Annotated in this window: 23 protein-coding genes; 9 read left to right on the forward strand and 14 right to left on the reverse strand. The window is 72.4% G+C overall.

Annotated features, from left to right (window positions below):
• Positions 1-243: 243 nt before the first annotated feature.
• Entirely contained in the window at positions 244-1,026 is a 783-nt protein-coding gene (locus tag AMK16_RS12985; RefSeq protein ID WP_073913964.1) for an IclR family transcriptional regulator, read from the reverse strand.
• Positions 1,027-1,153: 127 nt separating this feature from the next.
• Between AMK16_RS12985 and AMK16_RS12990 the strand changes: the two genes are divergently transcribed.
• From AMK16_RS12990 to AMK16_RS36610, 4 genes are all read left to right on the forward strand, one after another.
• A complete protein-coding gene (locus AMK16_RS12990; RefSeq protein ID WP_073913967.1) occupies positions 1,154-2,686 on the forward strand; it encodes an aldehyde dehydrogenase (NADP(+)) in 1,533 nt (510 codons plus the stop codon).
• Positions 2,687-3,140: 454 nt separating this feature from the next.
• Positions 3,141-3,362, forward strand: coding sequence for a hypothetical protein (locus tag AMK16_RS12995; protein ID WP_073913970.1), 222 nt, complete (start codon positions 3,141-3,143; stop codon positions 3,360-3,362).
• 53 nt (positions 3,363-3,415) lie between these two features.
• Complete coding sequence (locus AMK16_RS13000; protein ID WP_242438715.1) at positions 3,416-4,660, forward strand: TerD family protein; 1,245 nt, start codon at positions 3,416-3,418, stop codon at positions 4,658-4,660.
• Positions 4,661-4,764: 104 nt separating this feature from the next.
• Positions 4,765-4,941 carry a hypothetical protein gene (locus tag AMK16_RS36610; protein ID WP_199885434.1) on the forward strand — a complete coding sequence of 59 codons (177 nt, stop codon included), beginning with the start codon at positions 4,765-4,767 and terminating at the stop codon, positions 4,939-4,941.
• A gap of 42 nt (positions 4,942-4,983) precedes the next feature.
• On the opposite strand, the gene AMK16_RS13005 is transcribed toward AMK16_RS36610, so the two are convergent.
• Complete coding sequence (locus tag AMK16_RS13005; RefSeq protein WP_073913975.1) at positions 4,984-6,423, reverse strand: alkaline phosphatase PhoX; 1,440 nt, start codon at positions 6,421-6,423, stop codon at positions 4,984-4,986.
• A 446-nt stretch (positions 6,424-6,869) separates the two neighbouring features.
• Positions 6,870-8,426, reverse strand: coding sequence for a hypothetical protein (locus AMK16_RS13010; RefSeq protein ID WP_073913978.1), 1,557 nt, complete (start codon positions 8,424-8,426; stop codon positions 6,870-6,872).
• Positions 8,427-8,741: 315 nt separating this feature from the next.
• Here AMK16_RS13010 and AMK16_RS13015 point away from each other — a divergent pair, with 315 nt between their 5' ends.
• Both AMK16_RS13015 and AMK16_RS13020 read left to right on the forward strand, forming a co-directional pair.
• Positions 8,742-10,589 (forward strand): endonuclease/exonuclease/phosphatase family protein, encoded by a 1,848-nt coding sequence (locus tag AMK16_RS13015; RefSeq protein WP_073913981.1) that lies wholly within the window; start codon positions 8,742-8,744, stop codon positions 10,587-10,589.
• Positions 10,590-10,800: 211 nt separating this feature from the next.
• Positions 10,801-11,055 (forward strand): hypothetical protein, encoded by a 255-nt coding sequence (locus tag AMK16_RS13020; RefSeq protein ID WP_073913983.1) that lies wholly within the window; start codon positions 10,801-10,803, stop codon positions 11,053-11,055.
• A gap of 74 nt (positions 11,056-11,129) precedes the next feature.
• Here AMK16_RS13020 and dapD read toward each other — a convergent pair whose 3' ends face one another.
• Together dapD and AMK16_RS13030 are read right to left on the reverse strand one after the other, a co-directional pair.
• Positions 11,130-12,110, reverse strand: coding sequence for a 2,3,4,5-tetrahydropyridine-2,6-dicarboxylate N-succinyltransferase (gene dapD, locus AMK16_RS13025; RefSeq protein WP_073913986.1), 981 nt, complete (start codon positions 12,108-12,110; stop codon positions 11,130-11,132).
• A gap of 43 nt (positions 12,111-12,153) precedes the next feature.
• Positions 12,154-13,476, reverse strand: a complete 1,323-nt coding sequence (locus AMK16_RS13030) for an MFS transporter (protein ID WP_242438716.1) — start codon at positions 13,474-13,476, stop codon at positions 12,154-12,156.
• Between the two features lie 70 nt (positions 13,477-13,546).
• On the opposite strand from AMK16_RS13030, the gene AMK16_RS13035 reads away from it, so the two are divergent.
• The gene (locus tag AMK16_RS13035) at positions 13,547-14,428 is read left to right on the forward strand and encodes a winged helix-turn-helix transcriptional regulator (RefSeq protein ID WP_073913988.1); all 882 of its coding nucleotides are present in this window, start codon (positions 13,547-13,549) and stop codon (positions 14,426-14,428) included.
• A gap of 34 nt (positions 14,429-14,462) precedes the next feature.
• Here the strand turns inward: AMK16_RS13035 and AMK16_RS13040 are convergent, their stop codons facing one another.
• The 9 genes from AMK16_RS13040 to AMK16_RS13080 all read right to left on the reverse strand — a co-directional run bounded on the left by AMK16_RS13040 (position 14,463) and on the right by AMK16_RS13080 (position 21,647).
• On the reverse strand, positions 14,463-14,960 hold the full coding sequence (locus AMK16_RS13040; RefSeq protein ID WP_073913991.1) for a hypothetical protein: 498 nt from the start codon (positions 14,958-14,960) through the stop codon (positions 14,463-14,465).
• Between the two features lie 76 nt (positions 14,961-15,036).
• Positions 15,037-15,381 (reverse strand): metal-sulfur cluster assembly factor, encoded by a 345-nt coding sequence (locus tag AMK16_RS13045; protein ID WP_073913993.1) that lies wholly within the window; start codon positions 15,379-15,381, stop codon positions 15,037-15,039.
• Positions 15,378-15,839, reverse strand: coding sequence for a Fe-S cluster assembly sulfur transfer protein SufU (gene sufU / locus AMK16_RS13050; protein WP_073913996.1), 462 nt, complete (start codon positions 15,837-15,839; stop codon positions 15,378-15,380). Before sufU ends, AMK16_RS13045 begins: the two co-directional genes overlap by 4 nt.
• Before the next feature lie 39 nt (positions 15,840-15,878).
• Positions 15,879-17,135 (reverse strand): cysteine desulfurase, encoded by a 1,257-nt coding sequence (locus AMK16_RS13055; protein ID WP_073913998.1) that lies wholly within the window; start codon positions 17,133-17,135, stop codon positions 15,879-15,881.
• Complete coding sequence (gene sufC / locus AMK16_RS13060) at positions 17,132-17,896, reverse strand: Fe-S cluster assembly ATPase SufC (protein WP_073914001.1); 765 nt, start codon at positions 17,894-17,896, stop codon at positions 17,132-17,134. The genes AMK16_RS13055 and sufC overlap by 4 nt, the downstream gene beginning before the upstream one ends.
• Before the next feature lie 7 nt (positions 17,897-17,903).
• Positions 17,904-18,221 carry a bifunctional 3-phenylpropionate/cinnamic acid dioxygenase ferredoxin subunit gene (locus AMK16_RS13065; RefSeq protein WP_073914004.1) on the reverse strand — a complete coding sequence of 106 codons (318 nt, stop codon included), beginning with the start codon at positions 18,219-18,221 and terminating at the stop codon, positions 17,904-17,906.
• A complete protein-coding gene (sufD, locus tag AMK16_RS13070) occupies positions 18,221-19,399 on the reverse strand; it encodes a Fe-S cluster assembly protein SufD (RefSeq protein WP_073914007.1) in 1,179 nt (392 codons plus the stop codon). Before sufD ends, AMK16_RS13065 begins: the two co-directional genes overlap by 1 nt.
• 74 nt (positions 19,400-19,473) lie before the next feature.
• Positions 19,474-20,889 (reverse strand): Fe-S cluster assembly protein SufB, encoded by a 1,416-nt coding sequence (gene sufB / locus AMK16_RS13075; RefSeq protein ID WP_073914009.1) that lies wholly within the window; start codon positions 20,887-20,889, stop codon positions 19,474-19,476.
• Positions 20,886-21,647 carry a helix-turn-helix transcriptional regulator gene (locus tag AMK16_RS13080; RefSeq protein WP_073914012.1) on the reverse strand — a complete coding sequence of 254 codons (762 nt, stop codon included), beginning with the start codon at positions 21,645-21,647 and terminating at the stop codon, positions 20,886-20,888. The genes sufB and AMK16_RS13080 overlap by 4 nt, the downstream gene beginning before the upstream one ends.
• A gap of 331 nt (positions 21,648-21,978) precedes the next feature.
• On the opposite strand from AMK16_RS13080, the gene AMK16_RS13085 reads away from it, so the two are divergent.
• Positions 21,979-22,905 carry an ABC transporter ATP-binding protein gene (locus tag AMK16_RS13085; protein ID WP_073914016.1) on the forward strand — a complete coding sequence of 309 codons (927 nt, stop codon included), beginning with the start codon at positions 21,979-21,981 and terminating at the stop codon, positions 22,903-22,905.
• Positions 22,902-23,684, forward strand: a complete 783-nt coding sequence (locus tag AMK16_RS13090) for an ABC transporter permease (RefSeq protein WP_073914019.1) — start codon at positions 22,902-22,904, stop codon at positions 23,682-23,684. Before AMK16_RS13085 ends, AMK16_RS13090 begins: the two co-directional genes overlap by 4 nt.
• Positions 23,685-23,725: the final 41 nt, after the last annotated feature.

A 23,725-nucleotide genomic window follows, 5' to 3' on the forward strand; every position in this document is an offset into this window, starting at 1 on the left:
GGCTGCTTTGAGCGCCAGATACGGCACGGTGGCGGCCAGGGCCGCCACCTGCAGGAGCCGCCGCCCCGCGCCTGCCCCCGGCGCCGGGCCGGAAGCCGGGGGCCGCGTCGCATACCTCGTGTGCGCACCTCGTGTGGTCATGACCCAACGGTCCCGTGCGCGCGGCCCGGCCACCTCCCCCTCAGAGGGGAACCGCCTCCCCCGGACGGGGGAGGAATCGCCTGCTCCGCCGCCCCGCCCCGTTCACATACGGCGCGTGACCACCGACAGCCGGTCGCGCGCCTCGAAGAGCGCCGCCTTGATGACCAGTTCGTGCCCCGCCGTCAGCCGCGCCACCGGCACCGAGCAGCTCACCGCGTCCCGGGCCGGCGTCCGGTACGGCACCGCCACCCCGAAGCAGCGCAGCCCGAGCGTGTTCTCCTCCCGGTCCACCGCGTACCCCTGCTCCCGCACCAGCTCCAGCTCCTCGATGAGCCGCTCCCGGTCGGTCACGGTGTGCTCGGTGACCGCCTCCAGCCGCCGCGGCAGCAGCGCCCGCACCTCGTCGTCCGTGTGCGTGGCCAGCAGCGCCTTGCCGAGCGCCGTGGAGTGCACCGGCAGCCGCCGCCCGACCCGGGTGAAGGGGCGCAGGTAGTGCTGGGACTGGCGGGTCGCGAGGTACACCACGCTGGTCCCGTCCAGCCGCGCCAGGTGGATGGTCTCCGTCGTGTCGTCGGAGAGCCGGTCCAGGGTCGGGCGGGCGGCGGCGACCACCTCGTCGCCGTCGATGTAGGAGCTGCCGACCAGGAGCGCCCGGACGCCGATGCCGTAGCGCGTGCCCGTGGCGTCCGTCTCCACCCAGCCCAGGTTCACCAGCGTGCGCAGCAGCATGTAGAGGCTGGACTTGGGCAGGGACAGGTCGTTCTGGATGTCGGCCAGGCTGTGCAACCCCGGCCGGGCCGCGAAGTGCTCCAGCAACAGCACGGTGCGCACCGCCGATTTGACCGGCGCCGCAGCAACCGGGCCCCCCGACTCGGTCGTCGTCATACGCCTGCTTCCCCTCTGGTCGCCTCTTGTCACGCGAAGGACGCGGAAATAGAGTCCGCAGCAGATGTGATCATTCATCCACCGGAACGGCGTTCAGAATACTGAACGTTCCAGGAGGCAGTGGGCCATGACAACGACACCAGTTTGGAGTGTGGACCCCCGCACCGGGAAGCAGCGGGAACAGGTCGCGGTGGAGGCGACCTCCCAGGAGGTGGACGGGGCCGTACGGGCCGCGCGGGCGGCCGGGGGCGCGCTCGCCGATGCCAGCGCCCGCGCCGCCTTCCTCCGGACGGCCGCCGCACTGCTCGACGACGCGGCCGCGCACGTCATCGAGGCGGCCGATGCCGAGACCGCGCTCGGCCCGGGCCGGCTGACCGGCGAGCTGGCCCGCACCACCGGCCAGCTGCGCGCCTTCGCCGACATCGTGGACGAGGGCGCCCACCTCGACATCCGGATCGACCGCGCCGATCCCTCCCTCACCCCGCCGCGCCCCGACCTGCGCCGCTACAAGGTGCCGCTGGGCGTGGTCGCCGTCTACGCCGCCTCCAACTTCCCGCTCGCCTTCTCCGTGCCCGGCGGGGACACGGCCAGCGCGCTGGCCGCCGGATGCCCGGTCGTCGTCAAGGCGCATCCCGACCACCCGGCCACTTCCGAGCTCTGCGCCTCCCTGCTGCGCCGCGCGGCCGTGGCCACCGGGCTCCCGCCGGAGGTGGTCTGCGTGGTCCACGGGTTCGACGCCGGTCTGGAGCTGATCCGCCACCCGCTGGTGTCGGCCGCCGGATTCACCGGATCCGTCCGGGGCGGCCGGGCGCTGTTCGACGCGGCCGTCGCCCGGCCGGTGCCCATCCCCTTCCACGGCGAACTCGGCTCCCTCAACCCCGTCGTCGTCACCCCGGCCGCGGCCGCCGAGCGGGCCGAGGAGATCGGCGGCGGCCTCGCGGGATCGGTCACCCTCGGCGTGGGCCAGTTCTGTGTGAAGCCGGGCCTCGTACTGGTTCCGCGGGGCGCGGACGGGGACCGGCTCACCACCGCGCTCACCAAGGCCCTCGGGGAGACCGAGCCGGGCGTGCTGCTCGACCACCGGATGCGGGAGAACTTCGTCGCCGGCGTCCTCGCACGGGCCGCGCTGCCCGGCGTCGAGGCGCCCGTCACCCCGGGCTCCGGCGGGGAGCACACCGTCGGCGCGGGCTACCTGACCGTGCCGGCCGCCCGTCTCCTCGACGACGCTCTCGGCGGCGCGTACGAGGTGCTGCTGGAGGAGTGCTTCGGCCCGGTCACCGTCGTCGTGCGCTACACCGACCAGCGGGAGGCGGCCGCCGTGCTGGCGCGGCTCTCCGGGAACCTGACCGCCACCCTCCAGCTGTCGGCCGCCGAGACGGAAGGCGGGCCGGGTCCGGCCGCCGAGCTGATCGAGCAGGTCACGGGCCTGGCCGGGCGGATCGTCGTCAACGGCTGGCCGACCGGGGTGGCGGTGGCCCCGGCCCAGCACCACGGCGGCCCCTACCCGGCGGCGACCTCGCACTCCACCTCCGTCGGCGCGACGGCCGTCGAGCGCTGGCTGCGTCCGGTGGCCTACCAGTCGGTACCGGACGCGCTGCTCCCGGCCGAACTGCGCGAGGCCAACCCGCTGGGGCTGCCGCGACGCGTGACGGGGGGCTGAGGCGACGCGTGACGGGGCTGAGGCGGACCGGGGCCTTGAACCGGGCCCCGGGCCACCGCTGAGCCCCCGCGCGCCGGTCTCCGGACCGCCGAGGCCCCGCACCGCGTCCGCCGTGTCGCCGGGGTCCAGCGCCCGACCTCTGGGTCGCCGGGGGGCCCGCACCGCGTCCGCCGGGTCGCCCCGAGGCCCCAGCGCCCGGTCTCCGGGTCGCCACGAGGCGTGAGCCGGCGACGCCCCGCACCCCGCTGGCCAGGCCCCGCGCGCTCGGTCTCCGGGCACTCGTCCGGCCGGGCCCCCGTCCTGTCGGGCTCCGGGGGACCTGCGGCTGTGGGACCGGGCGAAGGGCCCCGGCCGGCGGTCCGGTGGGGCCGCCCGCCGGGGGATGCCGGGCGGCCTGCCGGGACGGGGGTTAATCCGTTGCCGCCTCCGCCCCGGGCGGGGCAGGCTGCGGATCATGGCCAAACCCCACGGTTTCTCGTACGAACAGCACCAGGACCACTCCGTCGTCATCACCCACCAGGGCCGCACCGCAGCCACCCTGCGCGGGACCCGGGCCGGCACGTTCCTCGCCCAGGTGGCGTCCGGCGACGCGCAGCTGGTGATGGCCCGCTGGACCGGCGCGTACAAGATCGGCAACGAGCGCACGGCGCGGAACCACCCCCGCAACCGGCGCTGAAATATCCCGCGAGGGTAAGGGAACGGCAAAGCACCTCCGGTCGTTCTCCGGGCATGACCGCTATGACCCCTGGTTCCAACCTGCCGCTCGACGCCGTCCGTGTGACGGTGGACGTCGCGGCCCCGGTGCGGCTCGACGTATCGGGACTCCTCCTCGCGGCGGACGGCAAGGTGCGCTCCGATGCCGACTTCATCTTCTACAACCAGCCCTCCGGGCCCGGCGTCGGCTACCGGTCCGGCGGCGGTTCGGCGCCGGACTCCATCACCGTGGACACCGGCGCGCTGCCCCCGGGCATCGAGCGGATCGTGGTCACGGCCAGTCCCGATGCCGCCGGGCAGACGTTCCAGGGCGTCGAGCCCACCGCCACCGTGCGCAACGCGGACGGCGGAGCGGTGATCGCCACCTTCACACCGCCGCAGCTGGGCTCCGAGACCGCGCTCGTCGTCGTGGAGGTCTACCGGCGCGGCGGCGTGTGGAAGGTGCGCGCGGTCGGCCAGGGGTACGCCGACGGCCTCGCCGGCATCGCCACCGACTTCGGGGTCTCCGTGGACGAGGAGGCCGCCGCGGCCCCGGCCGCCGCCCCCGCGCAGGCCGCCCCGCCCGCGCCGCCGGCCCCGCCGGTGCACCCGGTCTCCCCCTGGCTGGGCGGTACGACGCCCACCCCGGCCGCGCCCACCCCGGCCCCGGCGCCCCCGGCCGCTCCCGTCCCGCCCGCCGGCGGGAAGATCAACCTCGACAAGGGGCGGGTCAGCCTCCAGAAGAACCAGACGGTCTCCCTGGTCAAGGGCGGCCGCCCGCTCCTCTCCCAGGTCAAGATGGGCCTCGGCTGGGAGCCCGCCTTCGGCGGCCGCGACATCGACCTCGACGCCTCCGTCATCGCCTACGGCCCCCAGCGCAACCACATCGACAGCTGCTACTTCGGCAAGCTGTCCATCCTCGGCGGCGCCGTCAAGCATTCGGGGGACAACCTCACGGGTGAGGGCGCCGGCGACGACGAGGTGATCGTGGTGGACCTGGGCAGGCTCCCGGCCGATGCCACCGGTCTGGTCTTCACCGTCAACTCCTTCTCCGGGCAGAAGTTCACCGAAGTGGCCAAGGCCTACTGCCGTTTGATCGACGCGGCGAGCGGCGAGGAGCTGGTGCGCTTCGACCTCACCGGCGCCGAACCGCAGACCGGCGTCATGATGGCGAAGCTCATCAAGCAGTTCACGGGCGAGTGGGAGATGACGGCGATGGGCGAGTTTGTGAAGTCCCGCACAGTGCGCGGCATGGTCAAGCCCGCCGCACAGGCACTCTGAGCAGGTGGGCGGGCGGATGGGCCACCCGGGGGCTGGAAAGCGGGTGATGGATGCCACGCGTAATCCGGAGGTGGCTGTCAGTGCCCGCCCGTAGCCTTGAACTCATGCACGAGTCATTCAATCCCGCGGGGCCCGCCCGCCCGTCCGCCGCCGAGGCGAACGAGGCTATCCGGCACCTCGTCGAGACCCGGGTGGACGGCGAGTGGCCCTCGGAGGCGTATGAGTTCCTCCTCGTCGAGTGGGCCACGGCCTCCCAAGCGGAAGTCTCCGCGGCCAAGTAGCCGTCGCGGCGGCGCGTCACCGGACGCGCCGCCGCGGCCGCTTCAGTGTGCGCGGCGCCACGGCCCGGTGATGGCCAGCATGATGCCCGGGTCCTGGATGTTGGCGTACAGCGTGCGCCCGTCCGGGGAGAAGCAGACACCGGTGAATTCGGAGTACTCCGGCTCCTCGGCCGATCCGATGTTCAGCTCGTTGCGCGCCAGCGGGTAGGTGCGGCCCGATGCGGTCGCGCCGAACAGGTGTTGCAGGCCCGAGCCGTCCTCGGCGATGACCAGTCCGCCGTACGGGGACACCGTGATGTTGTCGGGCCCGTCATAGCCGCCCTCCGCCGCCGGATCGGCGTTGACCCCGAGCAGGACGGTCAGCCGGACGGTGCGCCGCTTCGGGTCGTAGAACCACACCTGGCCGTCGTGCGCGGCGCCCGGGCTCTCCTCGCGGGCGTAGGAGGAGACGAAGTACGCGCCGCCGTCGGCCCACCACATGCCTTCCAGCTTGCGGGCGCGCGTCACGGCGCCGTCCGCGAACTGCTTGCGCACGGGCACGGTCCGCGCGTCGCGGTCGGTCACGTCCACCCAGTCGACCCCGTAGACGGTGCCGATGCGCGTCGCGCGCGAGAGGTCGTCGACGAACCGCCCCGCGCTGTCGACGCACTTGGCGGCCTGGAGCTTGCCGGCATCGTCCGCGAGCGTACGGAGCCTGCCGCGGCCGTGGCGGAAGCCGGCGGGCGGGGTCCAGCGGTAGAGCAGCCCGTTGGGGCCGGAGGCGTCCTCGGTCAGGTAGGCGTGGCCCTGGCGCGGGTCGATGACGACGGCTTCGTGGGCGTACCGTCCCAAAGCCTTGACGGGCCGCGGGTCGCGGTTGGCGCGGCGGTCGTGCGGGTCGACCTCGAAGACGTAGCCGTGGTCCTTGGTCATGCCGTTGCGGCCGGCCAGGTCCTCGGTCTCCTCGCAGGTCAGCCAGGTGCCCCAGGGGGTGGACCCGCCCGCGCAGTTGGTCGAGGTACCGGCGACGCCCACCCATTCGGCGACCTCGCCGCCGCGGCGGACCTCGACGACCGTGCAGCCGCCGGCCGCGGCCGGGTCGTAGACGAGGCCCTCGGTGAGCGGGACGGGGCGGGCCCAGCCGGACCGCTTGCCCTTGAGCTCGTGGTTGTTGACCAGGAGGGTGACTCCGCGGCCGCCTTCGAAGGTGGCCGTTCCGTCGTGGTGGGAGGGGGTGGTCTCGCCCGATTCGAGGGTGGTGACCCCGCTGTGGGTGATCACGCGGTAGGTGAAGCCGGCGGGCAGCGCGAGCAGGCCGGCCGGGTCGGCGACGAGCGGGCCGTAACCGGGCTCGCAGGGGCGTCCGTGTGCGTCCTGGCGCGTGTTGTCGTCGGCCGCCAGCGCTCCCGGGGCGGTGGCGAGGGCGCCGACCGTCCCGGTGAGCGCGACTCCGGCGCCGGCGATCACGGTGCGGGCGGTGAAGTCTCTCCGGCTGAGCGGCATCGGGTCTCCAGAGGTGGGGAGGTGGTGCGCCTGTCGTGCGGTCGTCGGCGCACACGCTCCCGGCCGCACGTGAACGGCCGCTGAACTACCCGCGAAGAGGAGCCGACCCCTTGCCGGGGCCCGGAATGGCCAACTCCGGACCATGAACGGCGCGTTGTCACCACCCGCCCGGCACACCGCACACCGGCCGCACCGCCCGCCCGGCACAGCGCTCGCCCGGTACACCGCACGCCTCGCCCGACACGCCGCACACCGGACGCACCGCGCACTCGACGCACCGCCCGACGGCCGAGACGCCCCCGGCCGCCCCGGCCGCCAGGCCGCCAGGCCGCCAGGCCGCCAGGCCGCCAGGCCGCCAGGTCATAGGCCCACCCAGGCGCGCCCCACCCAGGCGCGCCTGGCCAGGCCGCGGCCCCGGTGAGTCGTCGGCCCGGCGGGGCCCCGGGTCAGATCTGGCGGGAACGGGCCCTGAAGGCGGCTTTGCGGGCTTCCTTCGCCGCCTTCCTGTCCGGGTGCAGACGCCCCATCGCCTCCAGGACATAGGCCGTAGCCGGATGTTCCACCCGCCACACCTGGTCGAAGAAGCCCGCGTGGTGCGCGGTCAGGGTCTCCATCAGAAGCGGCAGTTCCTCGGTCTCCCCGTCGGCGGCGAGCTGCGCCGCGATCGTGTCGACCGTCAGCCAGAACACCATCGCGCTGTCCGGAGCCGGTACGTCGGCCACCCCGCGCTCCGTCAGCCATACCCGGGCGAGCCCGCCGAGCTCCCCGTCGTCCAGGACCGCGCGGACCGCGGGCTCGGCCTCCGGCCCGGCCGGCGCGAGGGCCTGCTGGCAGCGCAGCCGGCGCAGCGGGCCGCCCTCGTCGTCCCCGCGCGCTGCCTCCAGCAGCTCGGCGACGGCCACCGGCACCTCGCGGCCGGTCATCCAGGCCTCGATCTCGGCCTGGGCGGCGCTCTCGGAGTAGGAGGAGACGGCGTCCAGCAGGGCGTCCGCGCCCTTGCCGGCCAGGTCCCCGATGGCCGGGGCCTCGACTCCGGCCTCCAGCATGCGGGCCCGCACCCCGTACAGGCCGAGGGGCGTCAGGCGGACCATCCCGTAGCGGGCGACGTCCTCCTCGGCGTCGGCGGGCGCTCCGGCGGCGAGTTCCTCGTCGTCCGCCTCCGTCATCAGCTGCTCGTCGACGGGCCGGAACTCGACCAGTCCGATCGGCTCCAGCTGCCGGAACTGGTCGTCGAGGCGCATCATCGCGTCCGAGACCTGCTCCAGGACCGCGTCCGTCGGCTCGCCCATGCCGTCCGGCACGACCATGGACGCGGCGAGCACGGGCAGCGGGACCGGGCCGTCCGCCGTCCCGCCCTCGGCGACGGTGAGCAGGTAGAGGTTGGCGAGGACCCCGTCGAGGAAGTCCGCCTCGCGCCGCGGGTTCCAGTCCAGCCGGTCGAAGTCGATCTCGCCGCCGGCGTCCAGCGCGTCGACGAGGTCGTCCAGGTCGGGCACGGCCGCATCCGCCAGCACGGCGTCCAGCGCGGCCAGCCACAGGTCGAGCACGTCCCCGGGGGCGCCGCCCGTGATCAGCGCCAGGTCCTCGCCGGGCGCGGCGGTGCCGAACCGCCCCCCGGCGCCGCGCGCGTCCCCGGCGCCGCCGTCCGCGCCCCCGCCCCCGCCGTCCTCGTCACGGCCGTCCTCGTCACGGCCGTCCTCGCCGGCGCCGTCCGCCTCCGGCTCGGTCACATCGACCAGGCCGGTGTCCACGGCCACCCGCCAGGCATGGCCGGCGTACCCGACGCAGTCCGCGTCGGCGGTGTCGAGGCCGAGCACCGCCGCGGCTTCGGGGAGCTGGTCGGCGACGAGTTCGCCGCCGGTGTCGACGCGGGTGGCGGGACCGGCCCAGCGGGCCAGCCGCACGGCGCGGGCGAACAGCGGGGCGACGAGGGCGTCGCGGGCCAGTTCCGCATCGGAGTGCAGCCGTACCGGCGGCAGCGTGGGGTGCGGCTCTGCGGACATGGGGCGGTTCTCCTCGCGGGCGCGGTGGGGGCGGGTGGAGCGGTACCGGACCGGGCGATCGCGCTCCGGCCCCGGCCTGGGCCACGGCGGGACCGTCGGCCGGCGTCCCAGCGTAGACGCATTTCGGGCGCGTCCGGCGGGCCATCGCCTTTGGTTCATCCCACAGTCCACCGCCGTATCCCCTGGAGGCCTTGACAACTTCGCCGGGCACAAAGGAAATTGACGCGCGTAGATGTATCGGGAGCCGCGAGTCTCCCGCAGATCTCCCGCCGCACTCCCCTCCGTCTCCCTCATCCCACACCGGAGTTCCCGCCCATGCGCTCCTCGCATCCCCGTTCCGCCGCCGTCGCGGCCCTCGTCGCCACCGCGCTGGCCACCGGCCTGCTCGCGGGCTCCGCGTCCGCCGACGCCGCCGAAGGCTCCGCGGCCGCCGAGACGGTACGCATCCACGACATCCAGGGCACCACCCGGATATCCCCGCTCGCCGGCAAGCAGGTCACCGACGTCGAGGGCATCGTGACGGGCGTGCGGACGTACGGCTCGCGCGGCTTCTGGATCCAGGACCCGGACGCCGACGACGACGCCGCCACCAGCGAAGGCGTGTTCGTCTTCACCGGCTCGGCGCCGACCGTCGCCGTGGGCGACGCGGTCAAGGTCTCCGGCACCGTGGGCGAGTACATCCCCGGCGGCGCCGCCTCCGGCAACCAGTCGGTGACCCAGATCGCGAAGCCGGCCGTCACGGTGGTCTCCTCAGGCAACGCGCTCCCGGCGGCCACCGCGGTCAACGAGTACACCGTGCCCGCCGAGTACACCCCGGCCGGCGACCCGGCCGCCGGTGGCAGCATCAACGGCCTGACCCTGGACCCCTCGCGCTACGCCCTGGACTACTTCGAGTCCCTGGAGGGCATGGACGTCCGGATCGGCACCTCGCGCGTGGTCGGCGCCACCGACCCGTACGCGGAGCTGTGGGTCACCGTCAAGGGCTGGGAGAACACCGCCAAGCGCGGCGGCACCCTCTACGGCTCCTACGAGTCGCAGAACACCGGACGCCTCCAGATCCAGCAGCTCGCGCCGCTCGCGCAGCAGCCCTTCCCGGTGGCCAACGTCGGCGACAAACTGACGGGCACCACCGAGGGCCCGCTGGACTTCAACCAGTTCGGCGGCTACACCCTGGTGGCCCGCAGCCTCGGCACCGTCAAGGCCGGCACCCTGGCCCCGGAGAAGACCAAGGCGCAGGCCGCGAACGAGCTCGCCGTGGCCACGTACAACGTCGAGAACCTCGACCCGACCGACCCGCAGGAGAAGTTCGACGCGCTGGCGAAGGCCGTCGTGGAGAACCTCGCCTCCCCCGACATCCTGGCCCTGGAGGAGATCCAGGACGACAACGGCGCCAAGAACGACGGCACGGTCTCCGCCGAGCAGACCCTCGTCAAGTTCACCACGGCGATCGCGGCGGCGGGCGGCCCGGCCTACCAGTGGCGGTCCATCAACCCGGAGGACAAGAAGGACGGCGGCGAGCCCGGCGGCAACATCCGCCAGGTGTTCCTCTTCAACCCGGCGCGGGTCTCCTTCACCGAGCGCGCCCCGGGCGACGCGGTGACGGCGACCGGTGTGGTCAAGGAGAAGGGCAAGGCCGCCCTGACCCACTCCCCCGGCCGCATCGACCCCGCCAACCCGGCGTGGGCGGACAGCCGCAAGCCGCTGGCGGGCGAGTTCACCTTCCGCGGCAAGACGGTCTTCGTGATCGCCAACCACTTCGGTTCCAAGGGCGGCGACGAGGGCCTGGCCTCGCACCACCAGCCGCCGGTGCGCTCCTCGGAGGCCAAGCGGCTGCTCCAGGCGCAGGCCGTGAACGGCTTCGTCAAGGACATCCTGGCCGTCGACAAGAACGCGATCGTCCTCGCGGTCGGTGACATCAACGACTTCGAGTTCTCGGGGACGGCGCAGGCGCTGGAGGACGGCGGGGCGCTGTACTCGGCGATCAAGTCCCTCCCGAAGGCGGAACGTTACAGCTACGTCTACCAGGGCAACGCCCAGGTCCTGGACCAGATCCTGACCAGCCCGGGGATCAAGTCCTTCACCTACGACAGCGTGCACATCAACGCCGAGTTCGCGGCCCAGAACAGCGACCACGACCCGCAGGTGCTGCGCCTGCGCCCGTAATCCCGCGAGGCAGCCGCCCGGCCCCCCTCCCCAGGCGCACCACGCCCGGGGAGGGACCCGGCCGCCCCGAGGCCCCGTGACGGATGCGACGGCGCCTCTCGGGCGTGGCGTGACGCTCGACACACCCCTACCGAATGGGCCGGTTGTGGTGTTGAGTGTCTGCACGCCCGATCTTGTACCGCCTTGTACCCCGCACACCCCGGAGGACCGCGTGTTCCCCTCCATCTCCCTCGCCCAGGAAATCGGCGTCGCGATCCTGCTCGTGGCCGCCCTCGCCGGGGTCGTCGGTCTCGGCCACATGCTGTGGGACGGCCGCTTCCACCAGCCGGAGCCGGGCGCCCTGGACAGCCTGTCGGTGATCCCGGCGCAGCGGGGCCCGGGTGCGCACCCGTTGGAGTCGGTGGAGCTGACCGAGGCCGAACAGCAGGCCTTCGCGGGCCTGATCCGCACCTTCCCCCTGAACTGACCCCGTACGCGAAGGCGCCCTCCCACCCCGGTCGGGGCAGGAGGGCGCTTCGCGTACGGGCCCCGCGGCAGGGGTCAGTTGTGGCTGTGCAGGATCTCGTTCAGGCCGCCCCAGGCCGCCTTGTACGGGCGGGCCTCGACGGTGCCGGTGACCGAGTTGCGGCGGAAGAGGATGTTGTCGGCGCCCGACAGTTCGAGGGCCTTGACGACCTGGCCGTCCGGGAGGGTGACGCGGGTGCCGGCGGTGACGTAGAGGCCCGCCTCGACGACGCACTCGTCGCCCAGCGCGATGCCGACGCCCGCCTCCGCGCCGACCAGGGTCCGCTCGCCGATCGAGATGATCTGCTTGCCGCCGCCCGAGAGGGTGCCCATGGTGGAGGCGCCGCCGCCGATGTCCGAGCCGTCGCCGACCACGACGCCGGCGGAGATGCGGCCCTCGACCATCGAGGTGCCGAGGGTGCCGGCGTTGAAGTTGACGAAGCCCTCGTGCATGACGGTCGTGCCCTCGGCGAGGTGCGCGCCGAGGCGGACGCGGTCCGCGTCGGCGATGCGCACGCCCTTGGGGGCGACGTAGTCCGTCATCCGGGGGAACTTGTCGATCGAGGTGACCTGGAGGTGCAGGCCCTCGGCGCGCGCGTGGAGGCGGACGGTCTCGACCTGGTCGACCGCGACCGGACCCAGCGAGGTCCAGGCGACGTTGGCCAGCAGGCCGAAGAGACCGTCGAGGTTCTGGCCGTGCGGCTTGACCAGGCGGTGGCTGAGCAGGTGCAGGCGCAGGTACGCGTCGTGCGCGTCGAGCGGCTTGTCCTCCAGGGAGGAGATCACCGTACGGACGGCCACGACCTCGACGCCGCGGACCGCGTCCTGGCGGATCGCCTTCGCCGCGGCGGCTCCCAGCAGCTCCACGGCCCGCTCGGCGGTGAGGCGTTCGGTGCCGGCCGGGCCGGGCTCGGCGGCGAGCTCGGGGGCCGGGAACCAGGTGTCGAGGACGGTGCCGTCGGGGGTGATGGTGGCAAGTCCGGCGGCGACGGCGCCGGTGGTACGCGTAGCAGTCATGCCAGAAACCTAACCGGCGACGGCCCGAGGTCGCGAACCGGTCTCATGAGCCGGTCGCGCCTCCCGCCCGGCCGAGTGTCGCGCCACCGGTCCCGCCCCCTGTCACGCGCCCCGCCGGGGCCGGGTGTGGCACGGCCGGTCCCGCCCCGTGTCGCGGCCCCCGTCCCGCCCCCGGCCGTTCCGCCTTCCGGGACATCCACAGCACCGCCCCGCCCGCTCCGCCCGCCAGTGCCGCGCACGCCGGCCACAGCAGCCCGGGCGCGGCGCAGTAGAGCGCCCCGCCCAGCGGCGCACCGAGGACGACCCCGCTGACCGAGACACCCGCGTACAGGCTCTGGAACCGCCCGGCCGCGTGCTCCGGCGCCTGGTCGGCGACGTACGCGGTGGCGGTGGTCTTGTAGAGGATCTCCCCCAGGCTCAGCAGGACCATCATCACGGCCGCCTCCACGACTCCGGCGCCGGCGAGCAGCGCCGCGTACCCGGCTCCCACCAGGACGAGGCCGCTACCGACGACCGCCAGCGGCGGGCGCTCCCGGAGCGCGACGGCGGCCGGCAGTTCCAGCAGCAGGATGACCGCGCCGTTGAGCGCGATGACGAAGCCGAACGCACGCACGTCGAAGCCGTGGTCGGCGAGGAAGACGGGGAAGGTGGAGTACTGCTGCCGGTAGACGAGGTCCACGACGAAGACCGCCGCGAGCAGGACCGCCACCGCCGGCCGCGCCCGCAGTTCCGCCCGGAGGCCGCGGCCCCCCGGCCCGCCTGCGGCCGGTGCGCGGGAGGCGCCGCGGGCCGGGACCACCCGCGCGGTCCACCAGGCGAAGACGAGGGTGCCGATCCCGTCGGCGAGGAACAGCCAGTCGTACGAGAGCACGGTCGCGACCAGGGCTCCGAGGGGCGGGCCGAGCGTGAAGCCGCCGTTGGAGACGCACCGCACGACGGCGAAGGCCTGCCGGCGGGCCCCCTCGGGGACGGTGACGGCGACGAGCGCGGCGTTGGCTGCGCGGATCACTCCGGAGGCGTACTGGGCCAGGGGCAGGGCGGCGCACAGCAGCGGGGTGGACAGCAGGGGCAGGGCCGTCAGGGCGAGGCCGCCGAGGGTCGCCGCGGCCAGCAGCACCCGGCGGTGGCCGAAGCGGTCGCCGTACCAGCCGCCGGTGAAGTTCCCGGCGACCATGCCGATGCCGCCGACGCCGACGGCCAATCCCGCCTGGGCGGTTCCGAGGCCGCGCGGTCCGGTCAGGTACATGAAGACGAATACGAAGGTGAAACTGACAACGGCGTTGACGAACACCCCGGCCGCGAGCAGCCACACCACCCTCGGTACGTCCCTGAGCCCCTTGAGCACGACCGCCCGCCCCCGTCCCACCCAGTCAGTTCATTTTGGGAACTGACTATGGCAGCATGACAGCCTGGGGTCAACGGACAAAGGAGTGCCCATGGCCCAGCGCACGCCCCTCGGTGACGCGGACTGCTCCATCGCCCAGGCCCTCGACGTCGTGGGCGACTGGTGGACGCTGCTGATCGTGCGTGACGCCGCGCGCGGCGTGCACCGGTTCGAGGAGTTCCAGCGCGAGCTCGGCGTCTCCCGCAAGGTGCTCACCGAGCGGCTGAAGCTGCTCGTGGAGGCCGGGGTGCTGACGCGCGAGCCGTACCAGGAGCGTCCGGTACGGCACGAGTACCGGCTGACCCCGCGCGGGCGGGGGCTGCTGCCGGTCCTGGTGGCCCTCCAGGACTGGGGTGACACCTGGGTCCTGGGAGAGGGAGACATGACGGCCACCACCGGTGAATCCTCGCGGGAGGCGGTGCGGGTCCACGCGCTGCGCGGCACCGCGGTCCCCGAGCTGCTGCTGCCGGACCGGTTCGGCGAGCTGCGCGACCCGGTGGCGGACACCCCGTTCACGGTCCTGTACGGCTTCCCCGGCGCGTACGCACGGGCCGGGTCCTACCCGCCGGGGTGGGCGGGGATCCCCGGGGCGAAGGGCTGCACGTTCGAGTCCTGCACCTACCGCGACCAGCTGGCGCAGTTCACGGAGGCGGGCGCTACCGTCCACGGGGTGTCCACCCAACGGCCCGACGAGCAGGAGGAGTTCGCGCAGTCGGAGGGACTGCGCTTCCCGCTCCTCTCGGACGCGGAGCTCACCTTGACCGCGGCGCTGCGGCTGCCGACCTTCCGGGCCGCGGGGGTGAGCCGGCTCAAGCGGCTGACGCTGGTGGTGGACCGGGACCGGACGGTGCGCGAGGTCATCTACCCGATCACGGACATCGAGGGCAGCGTCCGGACGGCCCTGACGGCGGTCCGCGCGGCAGCGACCGCCTGACGGCGGGCCCCCAGGCCCCGGCCCCGGCCCCCGCTCAGTTCAGGGCGACCCAGGCCGCCCGCGCCTTCTTCCACTCCGGATGCGTCAGGTCCTCGGCCCCGGTCCCGCTACCGGAGCCGGTGCGGTGGCGGGTGGCGTGCGCGGCTTCGTCCCGGGCCGAAGCCGCGTACGACAGGACGGCCGTGGCGGTCCGCCCGCCGCGCCCGGTGACCTGGAGGGTCAGCTCGGTACAGCCCTGGCCGCGGGCCCGGACCGTCAGCTTCCGGTCGCCTTGCCGCGTGCGCTCCTGCCGTACGTCGCCCACCGCGGCCACCGCCGGGTCGCTGGAGGCGATCACCCGGAGCCTCAGCAATCCGGCCGGCACGCCGGCCTGCTCGATGTCCACGGTCACGGTCGGGCCGCCGGCGCCGCCCACCGCACCGCTGAGGTGGGCGGCGGACAGCGCGATCGTCACGGGGGCGTATCCCCCCTCCGCGTACGCGGGGCCGGTCAGCCCCGCGAGGAGCAGGGCCGCGGCCCCTGTGGCGCCCACGGCACCGCGGCGGCGCCGGAAAACAGGGAGGGCCCCCGGCACGACCGTGCCGGGGGCCCTCGACCGCGAGCCGTCGTCAGACGTTGAAACCGAGCGCGCGGAGCTGCTCACGACCATCGTCCGTGATCTTGTCCGGGCCCCACGGGGGCATCCAGACCCAGTTGATGCGCAGTTCGCTGACGATGCCGTCCGTCGCCGATTTCGCCTGGTCCTCGATGACGTCCGTCAGCGGGCAGGCCGCCGAGGTCAGCGTCATGTCGAGGGTGGCGATGTTCGCGTCGTCGACGTGGATGCCGTAGATCAGGCCCAGGTTCACGACGTCGATGCCCAGCTCCGGGTCGACCACGTCGTAGAGGGCCTCGCGGACCTCCTCCTCGGTGGCCGGCTTGATCGACGCCTCGGGCGTCGCGTTCTCGGTCATGCCGTCTCCCTCTCCGCGTCGCCCAGCGCCTGGGCCGTCGCGTCCTTCCACGCCATCCAGCTCAGCAGAGCACACTTCACACGCGCCGGATACTTGGAGACGCCGACGAACGCGACCGCGTCCTCCAGCACCTCCTCCATCTCCTCGGTCGGCTCCAGCCTGCCCTTGGACTGCATCAGCTCCAGGAACACGCCCTGGATCTTCTGCGCCTCGGCCAGCTCCTTGCCGACGAGCAGCTCGTTCAGTACGGACGCGCTGGCCTGGCTGATGGAGCAGCCCTGGCCCTCGTACGAGACGTCGGTCAGCGTCTCGCCGTCGTACTTCACGCGCAGCGTGATCTCGTCACCGCATGTCGGGTTGACGTGGTGCACCTCGGCGTCGCCGTCGCGCAGGCCACGCCCGTGCGGGTGCTTGTAGTGGTCCAGGATCAGTTCCTGGTACATCGAATCCAGCTTCACTGCGACTCCGTCGTCCTCGTCACCCTCGTCTCTCCGGCCTCAGCCGAAGAAGTTCCGTACGTGCTCCAGCCCGTCGACCAGTGCGTCGACCTCGGCCGGAGAGGAGTACAGGTAGAAAGACGCCCGCGTGGTCGCGGGAATTCCGTAGCGCAGGCAGACCGGGCGCGCGCAGTGGTGTCCCACGCGGACGGCGATGCCCTGCTCGTCGAGCACCTGGCCCACGTCGTGCGGGTGGATGTCGCCGAGTACGAAGGAGATCGCCGCCCCGCGGTCCTCCGCCGTCGTCGGGCCGATGATCCGCAGGTCGGGCACCTCGGCGAGGCGCTTGATCGCGTACTCGGTGATCGCGTGCTCGTGCGCGGCGATCTTGTCCATGCCGATCGCGGAGAGGTAGTCCACGGCCGCTCCGAGGCCGACGGCCTGGGCGATCGGGGGCGTACCCGCCTCGAACTTGTGGGGCGCGGGAGCGTAGGTCGAGGCGTGCATCGACACGGTCTCGATCATCTCGCCGCCGCCGAGGAACGGGGGCAGGTCCTCCAGGAGCTCCTGACGGCCCCAGAGCACGCCGATGCCGGTCGGACCGCACATCTTGTGGCCGGTGAAGGCCACGAAGTCGGCGCCGAGGGCCTGTACGTCCAGCGGCATGTGCGGGGCGGCCTGGGAGGCGTCGATCAGCACCAGGGCGCCGACGTCCTGGGCGCGCCGCACGATCGCCTCGACCGGGTTGACGGTGCCCATGATGTTGGAGACCAGCGTGAAGGAGACGATCTTCGTCTTCTCCGTGATGACCTCTTCGATGTTGGACAGGTCGAGCCGGCCGTCGTCGGTGAGGCCGAACCACTTCAGCTTCGCGCCGGTGCGCTGCGAGAGCAGCTGCCACGGCACGATGTTGGAGTGGTGCTCCATCTCCGTGATGGCGATCTCGGTCTCGCGGTCGACCCGGTAGGGCTCGTCCGCCCAGCCGAGCATGTTCGCGACGAGGTTGAGCGACTCCGAGGCGTTCTTGGTGAAGATCACCTCGTCGCGGCTCGGCGCGTTGATGAAGGCGGCGACCTTGTCGCGGGCGCCCTCGTACAGCGCCGTGGCCTCCTCTGCGAGCACGTGCACGCCGCGGTGGACGTTGGCGTTGTGCTGCTCGTAGTACTCGTTCAGGGCGTCGAGCACCTGGCGCGGCTTCTGCGAAGTCGCCGCGTTGTCCAGGTAAACGATCTTCTTCCCGTCGTGGACCACACGATCCAGCAGGGGGAAGTCCTTGCGGATCGCCTCGGTGTCGAGGAGGCCAGGCAGCTGTGTCACGCGGTCGCGCCACCCTTCACGTACTTGTCGTAGCCCTCGGCCTCCAGCTGGTCGGCGAGCTCGGCGCCGCCGGACTCGGCGATGCGGCCGTTCGCGAACACGTGCACGAAGTCGGGCTTGATGTAGCGCAGGATGCGCGTGTAGTGCGTGATCAGCAGGGTGCCGACCTCGCCCGTCTCGCGGACGCGGTTGACGCCTTCCGAGACGATGCGCAGCGCGTCGACGTCCAGGCCGGAGTCGGTCTCGTCGAGGATCGCGATCTTCGGCTTCAGGAGCTCCAGCTGGAGGATCTCGTGGCGCTTCTTCTCGCCGCCGGAGAAGCCCTCGTTGACGTTGCGCTCGGCGAAGGCCGTGTCCATCTGGAGCTGCTCCATGGCGGACTTGACCTCCTTCACCCAGGTGCGCAGCTTGGGGGCCTCGCCGCGGATGGCGGTGGCCGAGGTGCGCAAGAAGTTGGAGACCGAGACGCCGGGGACCTCGACCGGGTACTGCATGGCGAGGAACAGGCCGGCGCGGGCGCGCTCGTCGACGGACATCTCCAGGACGTCCTCGCCGTCGAGGGTCACGGTGCCACCGGTGATGGTGTACTTCGGGTGACCGGCGAGCGAGTACGCCAGGGTGGACTTGCCGGAGCCGTTCGGACCCATGATGGCGTGCGTCTCACCCTGCTTGACGGTGAGGTCGACGCCCTTGAGGATCTCGCGGGCGCCGTTTTCGGCCTCGACAGAGACGTGCAGGTCGTGGATTTCAAGCGTTGCCATGGATACCTCAGGACTCCTGGGTGAGGGAGACGAACACGTCGTCCCCTTCGATCTTTACGGGGTATACGGGTACGGGGCGCGTCGCGGGCAGGCCGGAGGGCTTGCCGGTGCGCAGGTCGAAGGCCGACCCGTGCAGCCAGCACTCGATCATGCAGTCCTCGACCTCGCCCTCCGAGAGCGAGACGTTCGCGTGCGAGCAGATGTCGTTGATCGCGAACACCTCGCCCTCGGCGCGGACGATGGACACCGGCGTGCCGTCGAGTTCCACCCGCTTGGGGGTGTCCTCCTCCAGCTCGCTCAGCGCGCAGGCCTTGACGTAGTTCATCAGACGGAGCCCTGGAGCTCGGTCTCGATCTTGGTGAGCAGCCGCTCCTCGATGTCGTCGACACCGATCTGCTGGACGAGCTCGGCGAAGAAGCCGCGCACGACCAGGCGGCGGGCCTCGTCGGCCGGGATGCCGCGGGCCTGCAGGTAGAAGAGCTGCTCGTCGTCGAAGCGGCCGGTCGCGGAGGCGTGGCCGGCGCCGACGATCTCGCCGGTCTCGATCTCCAGGTTCGGCACCGAGTCGACCCGCGCGCCGTCCGTCAGGACGAGGTTGCGGTTCATCTCGTAGGTGTCGGTGCCCTCGGCGGTCTTCTCGATGAGCACGTCACCGATCCAGACGGCGTGGGCGTCCTGCCCCTGGAGCGCGCCCTTGTAGACGACGTTCGACTTGCAGTGCGGGGCACTGTGGTCGACGAGGAGGCGGTGCTCCTGGTGCTGGCCGGCGTCCGTGAAGTAGAGGCCGAAGAGCTCGGCCTCCCCGCCGGGGCCCGCGTAGGTGACGCGCGGGTGCAGACGGACGAGGTCGCCGCCGAAGGTGACCACGATCGACTTGTAGGTCGCGTCCCGGCCGATCAGCGCGTTGTGCTGGGAGACGTGCACGGCGGTGTCGTCCCAGTCCTGCACGGAGACGACGGTGAGCTTGGCGCCGTCGCCGACCAGGAAGTCGACATTGGCGGCGCGCACGCCGTCACCGGTGTGGTCGATGACGACGACGGCCTCGGCGAACGCCTGCACGTCGAAGACGGTGTGCCCGAAGGTCGTGCCGCCCTCGCCGTGCAGCGAGACGCGCACGGGCTCGGTCAGGACGGCCTCCTTGGGCACGGTCACGACCGTGGCCTTGGTGAAGGACGAGAAGGCCTGGGCGGCGATCCGGTCCACCGGGGTGCCGGCCTTGCCGATGCGCGCGTCGTCGCGCTCCACCGACTCGATGGTGACGACGTCGGGGGCGTCGATCTGGGCCTTCATGGTGCCGTCGGCGACCGCGGTGCCGTCGTGCAGGCCCCGCAGGCGGGCGAGCGGGGTGAACCGCCACTCCTCCTCGCGGCCGTGCGGGACCGGGAAGTCGGCCACGTCGAAGGACGCGGGCGCACTCATCCGGGTGGCGACGGTGGACTCGGCGGCCACCGCGATCGCGCCGGCGGTGGTCGAGCCCGCCGGAATGTTCTGAGCCTCAGCCATGGCTGTCGTCTTGCTCACTCTCTTGTAAAGCGCTGACTACGTCGGGAAATCCGCTGCGGGAGCGGGCGGCCGGGTCAGCCGACCGAGCCCTCCATCTGCAGCTCGATCAGCCGGTTCAGCTCCAGCGCGTACTCCATCGGCAGCTCACGCGCGATCGGCTCGACGAAGCCGCGCACGATCATGGCCATGGCCTCGAACTCCGTCAGACCGCGGCTCATGAGGTAGAAGAGCTGGTCGTCGGAGACCTTGGAGACGGTCGCCTCGTGGCCCATGGACACGTCGTCCTCGCGGACGTCCACGTAGGGGTAGGTGTCCGAACGGGAGATCGTGTCGACCAGCAGCGCGTCGCACAGCACGTTGGACTTCGAGCCGTGGGCGCCCTCGCCGATCTCCACCAGGCCGCGGTAGGAGGTGCGGCCGCCGCCCCGTGCCACCGACTTGGAGACGATGTTGGAGGAGGTGTACGGCGCCATGTGGACCATCTTGGAGCCGGCGTCCTGGTGCTGGCCCTCGCCCGCGAAGGCGATGGAGAGGGTCTCGCCCTTGGCGTGCTCGCCCATCAGGTAGACGGCCGGGTACTTCATGGTGACCTTGGAGCCGATGTTGCCGTCGACCCACTCCATGGTCGCGCCCTCGTACGCCACGGCGCGCTTGGTGACCAGGTTGTAGACGTTGTTCGACCAGTTCTGGATCGTCGTGTAGCGGCAGCGGCCGCCCTTCTTCACGATGATCTCGACCACGGCGCTGTGCAGCGAGTCCGAGGAGTAGATCGGGGCGGTGCAGCCCTCGACGTAGTGGACGTAGGCGTCCTCGTCGACGATGATCAGCGTCCGCTCGAACTGGCCCATGTTCTCCGTGTTGATGCGGAAATAGGCCTGGAGCGGGATGTCGACCTTGACGCCCTTGGGGACGTAGATGAACGACCCGCCGGACCACACCGCGGTGTTCAGCGAGGCGAACTTGTTGTCGCCGACCGGGATGACGGTGCCGAAGTACTCCTGGAAGAGCTCCGGGTGCTCCTTGAGCGCGGTGTCCGTGTCGAGGAAGATGACGCCCTGCTCCTCCAGGTCCTCGCGGATCTGGTGGTAGACGACCTCGGACTCGTACTGGGCCGCGACACCGGCGACGAGGCGCTGCTTCTCCGCCTCGGGGATGCCGAGCTTGTCGTACGTGTTCTTGATGTCCTCGGGCAGGTCCTCCCACGAAGCGGCCTGCTTCTCGGTGGAGCGCACGAAGTACTTGATGTTGTCGAAGTCGATGCCCGAGAGGTCGGAGCCCCAGTTCGGCATGGGCTTCTTGTCGAACAGCTTGAGGCCCTTGAGGCGGAGCTTCAGCATCCACTCCGGCTCGGACTTCTTCGCCGAGATGTCGCGGACGACATCCTCGGACAGACCCCGCTTGGCAGCCGCGCCGGCCGCGTCGGAGTCGGCCCAGCCGTATTCGTAGGTGCCCAGGCCATCGAGCTCAGGGTGAGCAGTCTCCGTGGTCATGCGGGGTTCCTCCCGGCCGTACTTGCAGATACTGATGTGTCGGTCTGTGTGGTGCTCGCGCTACGCGGGATGAAGGTCGTGCACACCCCGTCGCCGTGGGCGATCGTGGCGAGGCGCTGCACATGCGTCCCGAGCAGGCGGGAGAAGACCTCGGTCTCCGCCTCGCACAGCTGCGGGAACTGCTCGGCGACGTGGGCCACCGGGCAATGGTGCTGACAGAGCTGTTCACCGCTTTGCGGACCGGGAGCGCTCTTCGCCGTAGCAGCGTACCCGTCGGCGGTCAACGCCTTGGCGAGGGCCTCGGTGCGCTCCGCGGGAGCGGCGGCCTCGACGGCCTCGCGGTAGGTCTGCGCCTGCGTCTCCATCCGGGCCCTGGCGAAGGCGGCGACGGCCGCCTCGCCCTGCTCGCCGCCGCCGACGGTCTGCGCGATCCAGCGCAGGGCGTCCGCGGCGAGTGCGTCGTAGGACTGGTCGAAGGCGTCGCGGCCGCAGTCGGTGAGCGCGAAGACCTTGGCGGGCCTGCCGCGGGTGCGGGCGCCGTACACGCGCTGCTCACGGGGCTCGACGACGCCGTCGGCGACGAGGGTGTCGAGGTGGCGGCGGACGGCGGCCTGCGTGAGGCCCAGCCGCTGCGCGAGGTCGGCGACGGTGGAGGGACCGTGGTCCAGGACGGAGCGCGCGACCCGGTTGCGGGTGGACCGCTCCCCGGTCGCGAGTTCCCCCTGGGGGGTCTCGCTCTGCCGTTCGCCGTATTTCACAACACCATTGTTGCGTAATTAGTCGAGCCCCGACAAGCCGTGACGGAGGCCACTCCTGGTGGCCTCTATCACTAAGGGTTACCTAATCTGTCGACGCAGAGTCACGCCGGGGGTAACGCTCCGCACCCCCGCGCGCCCCCCGGCGAACCGCTGGAGGGCCCCCACCAGCGGTCCCGCGCCCACGACGCCGCGCGGCACGGGGCATGCCACAGCGCGGAAAAACCACCGGGCGCCACTGCGCCGTCCGGGGCCACCGGGCCCGCAGCAGCCCCGATCGCGGCCCGACCCCGGGACCGGGAACCCCCCGCCCGGCTCCGTAGACTCACCCACCATGAGCAACGACCCCGCCGTGGAGATCCGCGGACTGGTGAAACGGTACGGGCCCAGGACCGCCGTCGACGGCCTCGACCTCACCGTCCGTACGGCCACCGTCACCGCCGTCCTCGGACCCAACGGCGCGGGCAAGACGACCACGGTGGAGACCTGCGAGGGCTACCGCCGCCCCGACGCCGGAACCGTCCGCGTCCTCGGCCTCGACCCCTTCGCCCAGGCCCCGGCCCTGCGTCCGCGCGTCGGGGTGATGCTCCAGTCCGGAGGCGTCTACTCCGGGGCCCGCGCCGTCGAGATGCTCCGCCACATGGCCAGGCTGTACGCCGACCCGCTCGACGTGGACTCCCTGGTGGAACGCCTCGGCCTCGGCGGCTGCGGCCGCACCGCCTACCGCAGGCTCTCCGGCGGGCAGCAGCAGCGCCTCTCCCTGGCCATGGCCGTCGTCGGCCGCCCCGAGCTGGTCTTCCTCGACGAACCGACCGCCGGACTGGACCCCCAGGCCCGCCGGGCCACCTGGGACCTCGTGCGCGAACTGCGCGCCGACGGGGTCACCGTCGTGCTCACCACCCACCACATGGACGAGGCCGAGCAGCTCGCCGACGAGGTCGCCGTCGTGGACACCGGCCGGGTCATCGCCCACGGCAGCCCCGAGCAGCTGTGCCGGGGCGGCGCCGAGAACACCCTGCGCTTCACCGGCCGCCCCGGCCTGGAGCTCTCCTCGCTGCTGAAGGCGCTGCCGGACGGCACGGACGCCGCCGAGCTCGGCCCCGGCGTCTACCGGGTCTCCGGCGACGTCGACCCCCAGCTGCTCGCCACCGTCGCCTCCTGGTGCGCGCAGCACGGCGTGATGCCCGACAGCCTCTCGGTGGAGCGGCACACCCTGGAGGACGTCTTCCTGGAACTGACCGGTAAGGAGCTGCGCGGATGAGCGCCGGCACGTTCACCCCCCGCCCGGGAGCGGCCCCCGTCCCGCGCATGATCCTGGCGCAGACGGCACTGGAGACCCGGATGCTGCTGCGCAACGGGGAGCAGCTGCTGCTGACCGTGATCATCCCGGCGTTGCTGCTCGTGCTGTTCTCGGCCGTGGACATCGTGACGGTGCCGCTGGCGCAGGGCGGCGGGGAGAAGTCCGTGGACTTCCTCGCGCCGGGCGTGCTGGCCCTCGCCGTGATGTCCACCGCCTTCACCGGCCAGGCCATCGCCACCGGTTTCGACCGCCGCTACGGGGTCCTCAAGCGCCTCGGGGCCTCCCCCCTGCCGCGCTGGGCGCTGATGGCCGCCAAGACCCTGTCCGTGCTGGTCACCGAGGTGCTCCAGATCACCCTGCTGACGGTGATCGCGCTGGCGCTGGGGTGGTCCCCGCACGGGAACCCGCTGTGGGTGGCCGCGCTGGTGCTGCTGGGCACCGCCGCGTTCTCGGGGCTGGGCCTGCTGATGGCGGGCACCCTCAAGGCCGAGATGACCCTGGCCGCCGCCAACCTGGTGTTCCTGCTGCTGCTCGTGGGCGGTGGCGTCATCGTGCCGCTGGAGAAGTTCCCGGAGGGGGTGCGGTCCGTACTGGAACTGCTGCCCGTCTCCGCCCTCTCCGACGGTCTGCGCGAGGTGCTGCGGCACGGCGCCGGGATGCCGTGGGGCGACGCGGCCGTGCTGGCGGTCTGGGCGGTGCTGGGGCTGGGCGCCGCCGCGCGCCTGTTCCGCTGGGAATGAAACCCTTCCACTGAGGTCCGCTCCCCCGCGACTATGGACCC

This window comes from Streptomyces sp. CB00455 (genome assembly GCF_001905445.1).
Classification (GTDB): domain Bacteria; phylum Actinomycetota; class Actinomycetes; order Streptomycetales; family Streptomycetaceae; genus Streptomyces.

What these genes read in the sequence shown, in the direction of transcription:
- AMK16_RS12985 (WP_073913964.1), bottom strand. Translation starts at nt 1,026, where the DNA reads ATGACGACGACCGAGTCGGGGGGCCCGGTTGCTGCGGCGCCGGTCAAA.
- AMK16_RS12990 (WP_073913967.1), top strand. Translation starts at nt 1,154, where the DNA reads ATGACAACGACACCAGTTTGGAGTGTGGACCCCCGCACCGGGAAGCAG.
- AMK16_RS12995 (WP_073913970.1), top strand. Translation starts at nt 3,141, where the DNA reads ATGGCCAAACCCCACGGTTTCTCGTACGAACAGCACCAGGACCACTCC.
- AMK16_RS13000 (WP_242438715.1), top strand. Translation starts at nt 3,416, where the DNA reads ATGACCGCTATGACCCCTGGTTCCAACCTGCCGCTCGACGCCGTCCGT.
- AMK16_RS36610 (WP_199885434.1), top strand. Translation starts at nt 4,765, where the DNA reads ATGCACGAGTCATTCAATCCCGCGGGGCCCGCCCGCCCGTCCGCCGCC.
- AMK16_RS13005 (WP_073913975.1), bottom strand. Translation starts at nt 6,423, where the DNA reads ATGCCGCTCAGCCGGAGAGACTTCACCGCCCGCACCGTGATCGCCGGC.
- AMK16_RS13010 (WP_073913978.1), bottom strand. Translation starts at nt 8,426, where the DNA reads ATGTCCGCAGAGCCGCACCCCACGCTGCCGCCGGTACGGCTGCACTCC.
- AMK16_RS13015 (WP_073913981.1), top strand. Translation starts at nt 8,742, where the DNA reads ATGCGCTCCTCGCATCCCCGTTCCGCCGCCGTCGCGGCCCTCGTCGCC.
- dapD (WP_073913986.1), bottom strand. Translation starts at nt 12,110, where the DNA reads ATGACTGCTACGCGTACCACCGGCGCCGTCGCCGCCGGACTTGCCACC.
- AMK16_RS13035 (WP_073913988.1), top strand. Translation starts at nt 13,547, where the DNA reads ATGGCCCAGCGCACGCCCCTCGGTGACGCGGACTGCTCCATCGCCCAG.
- AMK16_RS13045 (WP_073913993.1), bottom strand. Translation starts at nt 15,381, where the DNA reads ATGACCGAGAACGCGACGCCCGAGGCGTCGATCAAGCCGGCCACCGAG.
- sufC (WP_073914001.1), bottom strand. Translation starts at nt 17,896, where the DNA reads ATGGCAACGCTTGAAATCCACGACCTGCACGTCTCTGTCGAGGCCGAA.
- AMK16_RS13065 (WP_073914004.1), bottom strand. Translation starts at nt 18,221, where the DNA reads ATGAACTACGTCAAGGCCTGCGCGCTGAGCGAGCTGGAGGAGGACACC.
- sufD (WP_073914007.1), bottom strand. Translation starts at nt 19,399, where the DNA reads ATGGCTGAGGCTCAGAACATTCCGGCGGGCTCGACCACCGCCGGCGCG.
- sufB (WP_073914009.1), bottom strand. Translation starts at nt 20,889, where the DNA reads ATGACCACGGAGACTGCTCACCCTGAGCTCGATGGCCTGGGCACCTAC.
- AMK16_RS13085 (WP_073914016.1), top strand. Translation starts at nt 21,979, where the DNA reads ATGAGCAACGACCCCGCCGTGGAGATCCGCGGACTGGTGAAACGGTAC.
- AMK16_RS13090 (WP_073914019.1), top strand. Translation starts at nt 22,902, where the DNA reads ATGAGCGCCGGCACGTTCACCCCCCGCCCGGGAGCGGCCCCCGTCCCG.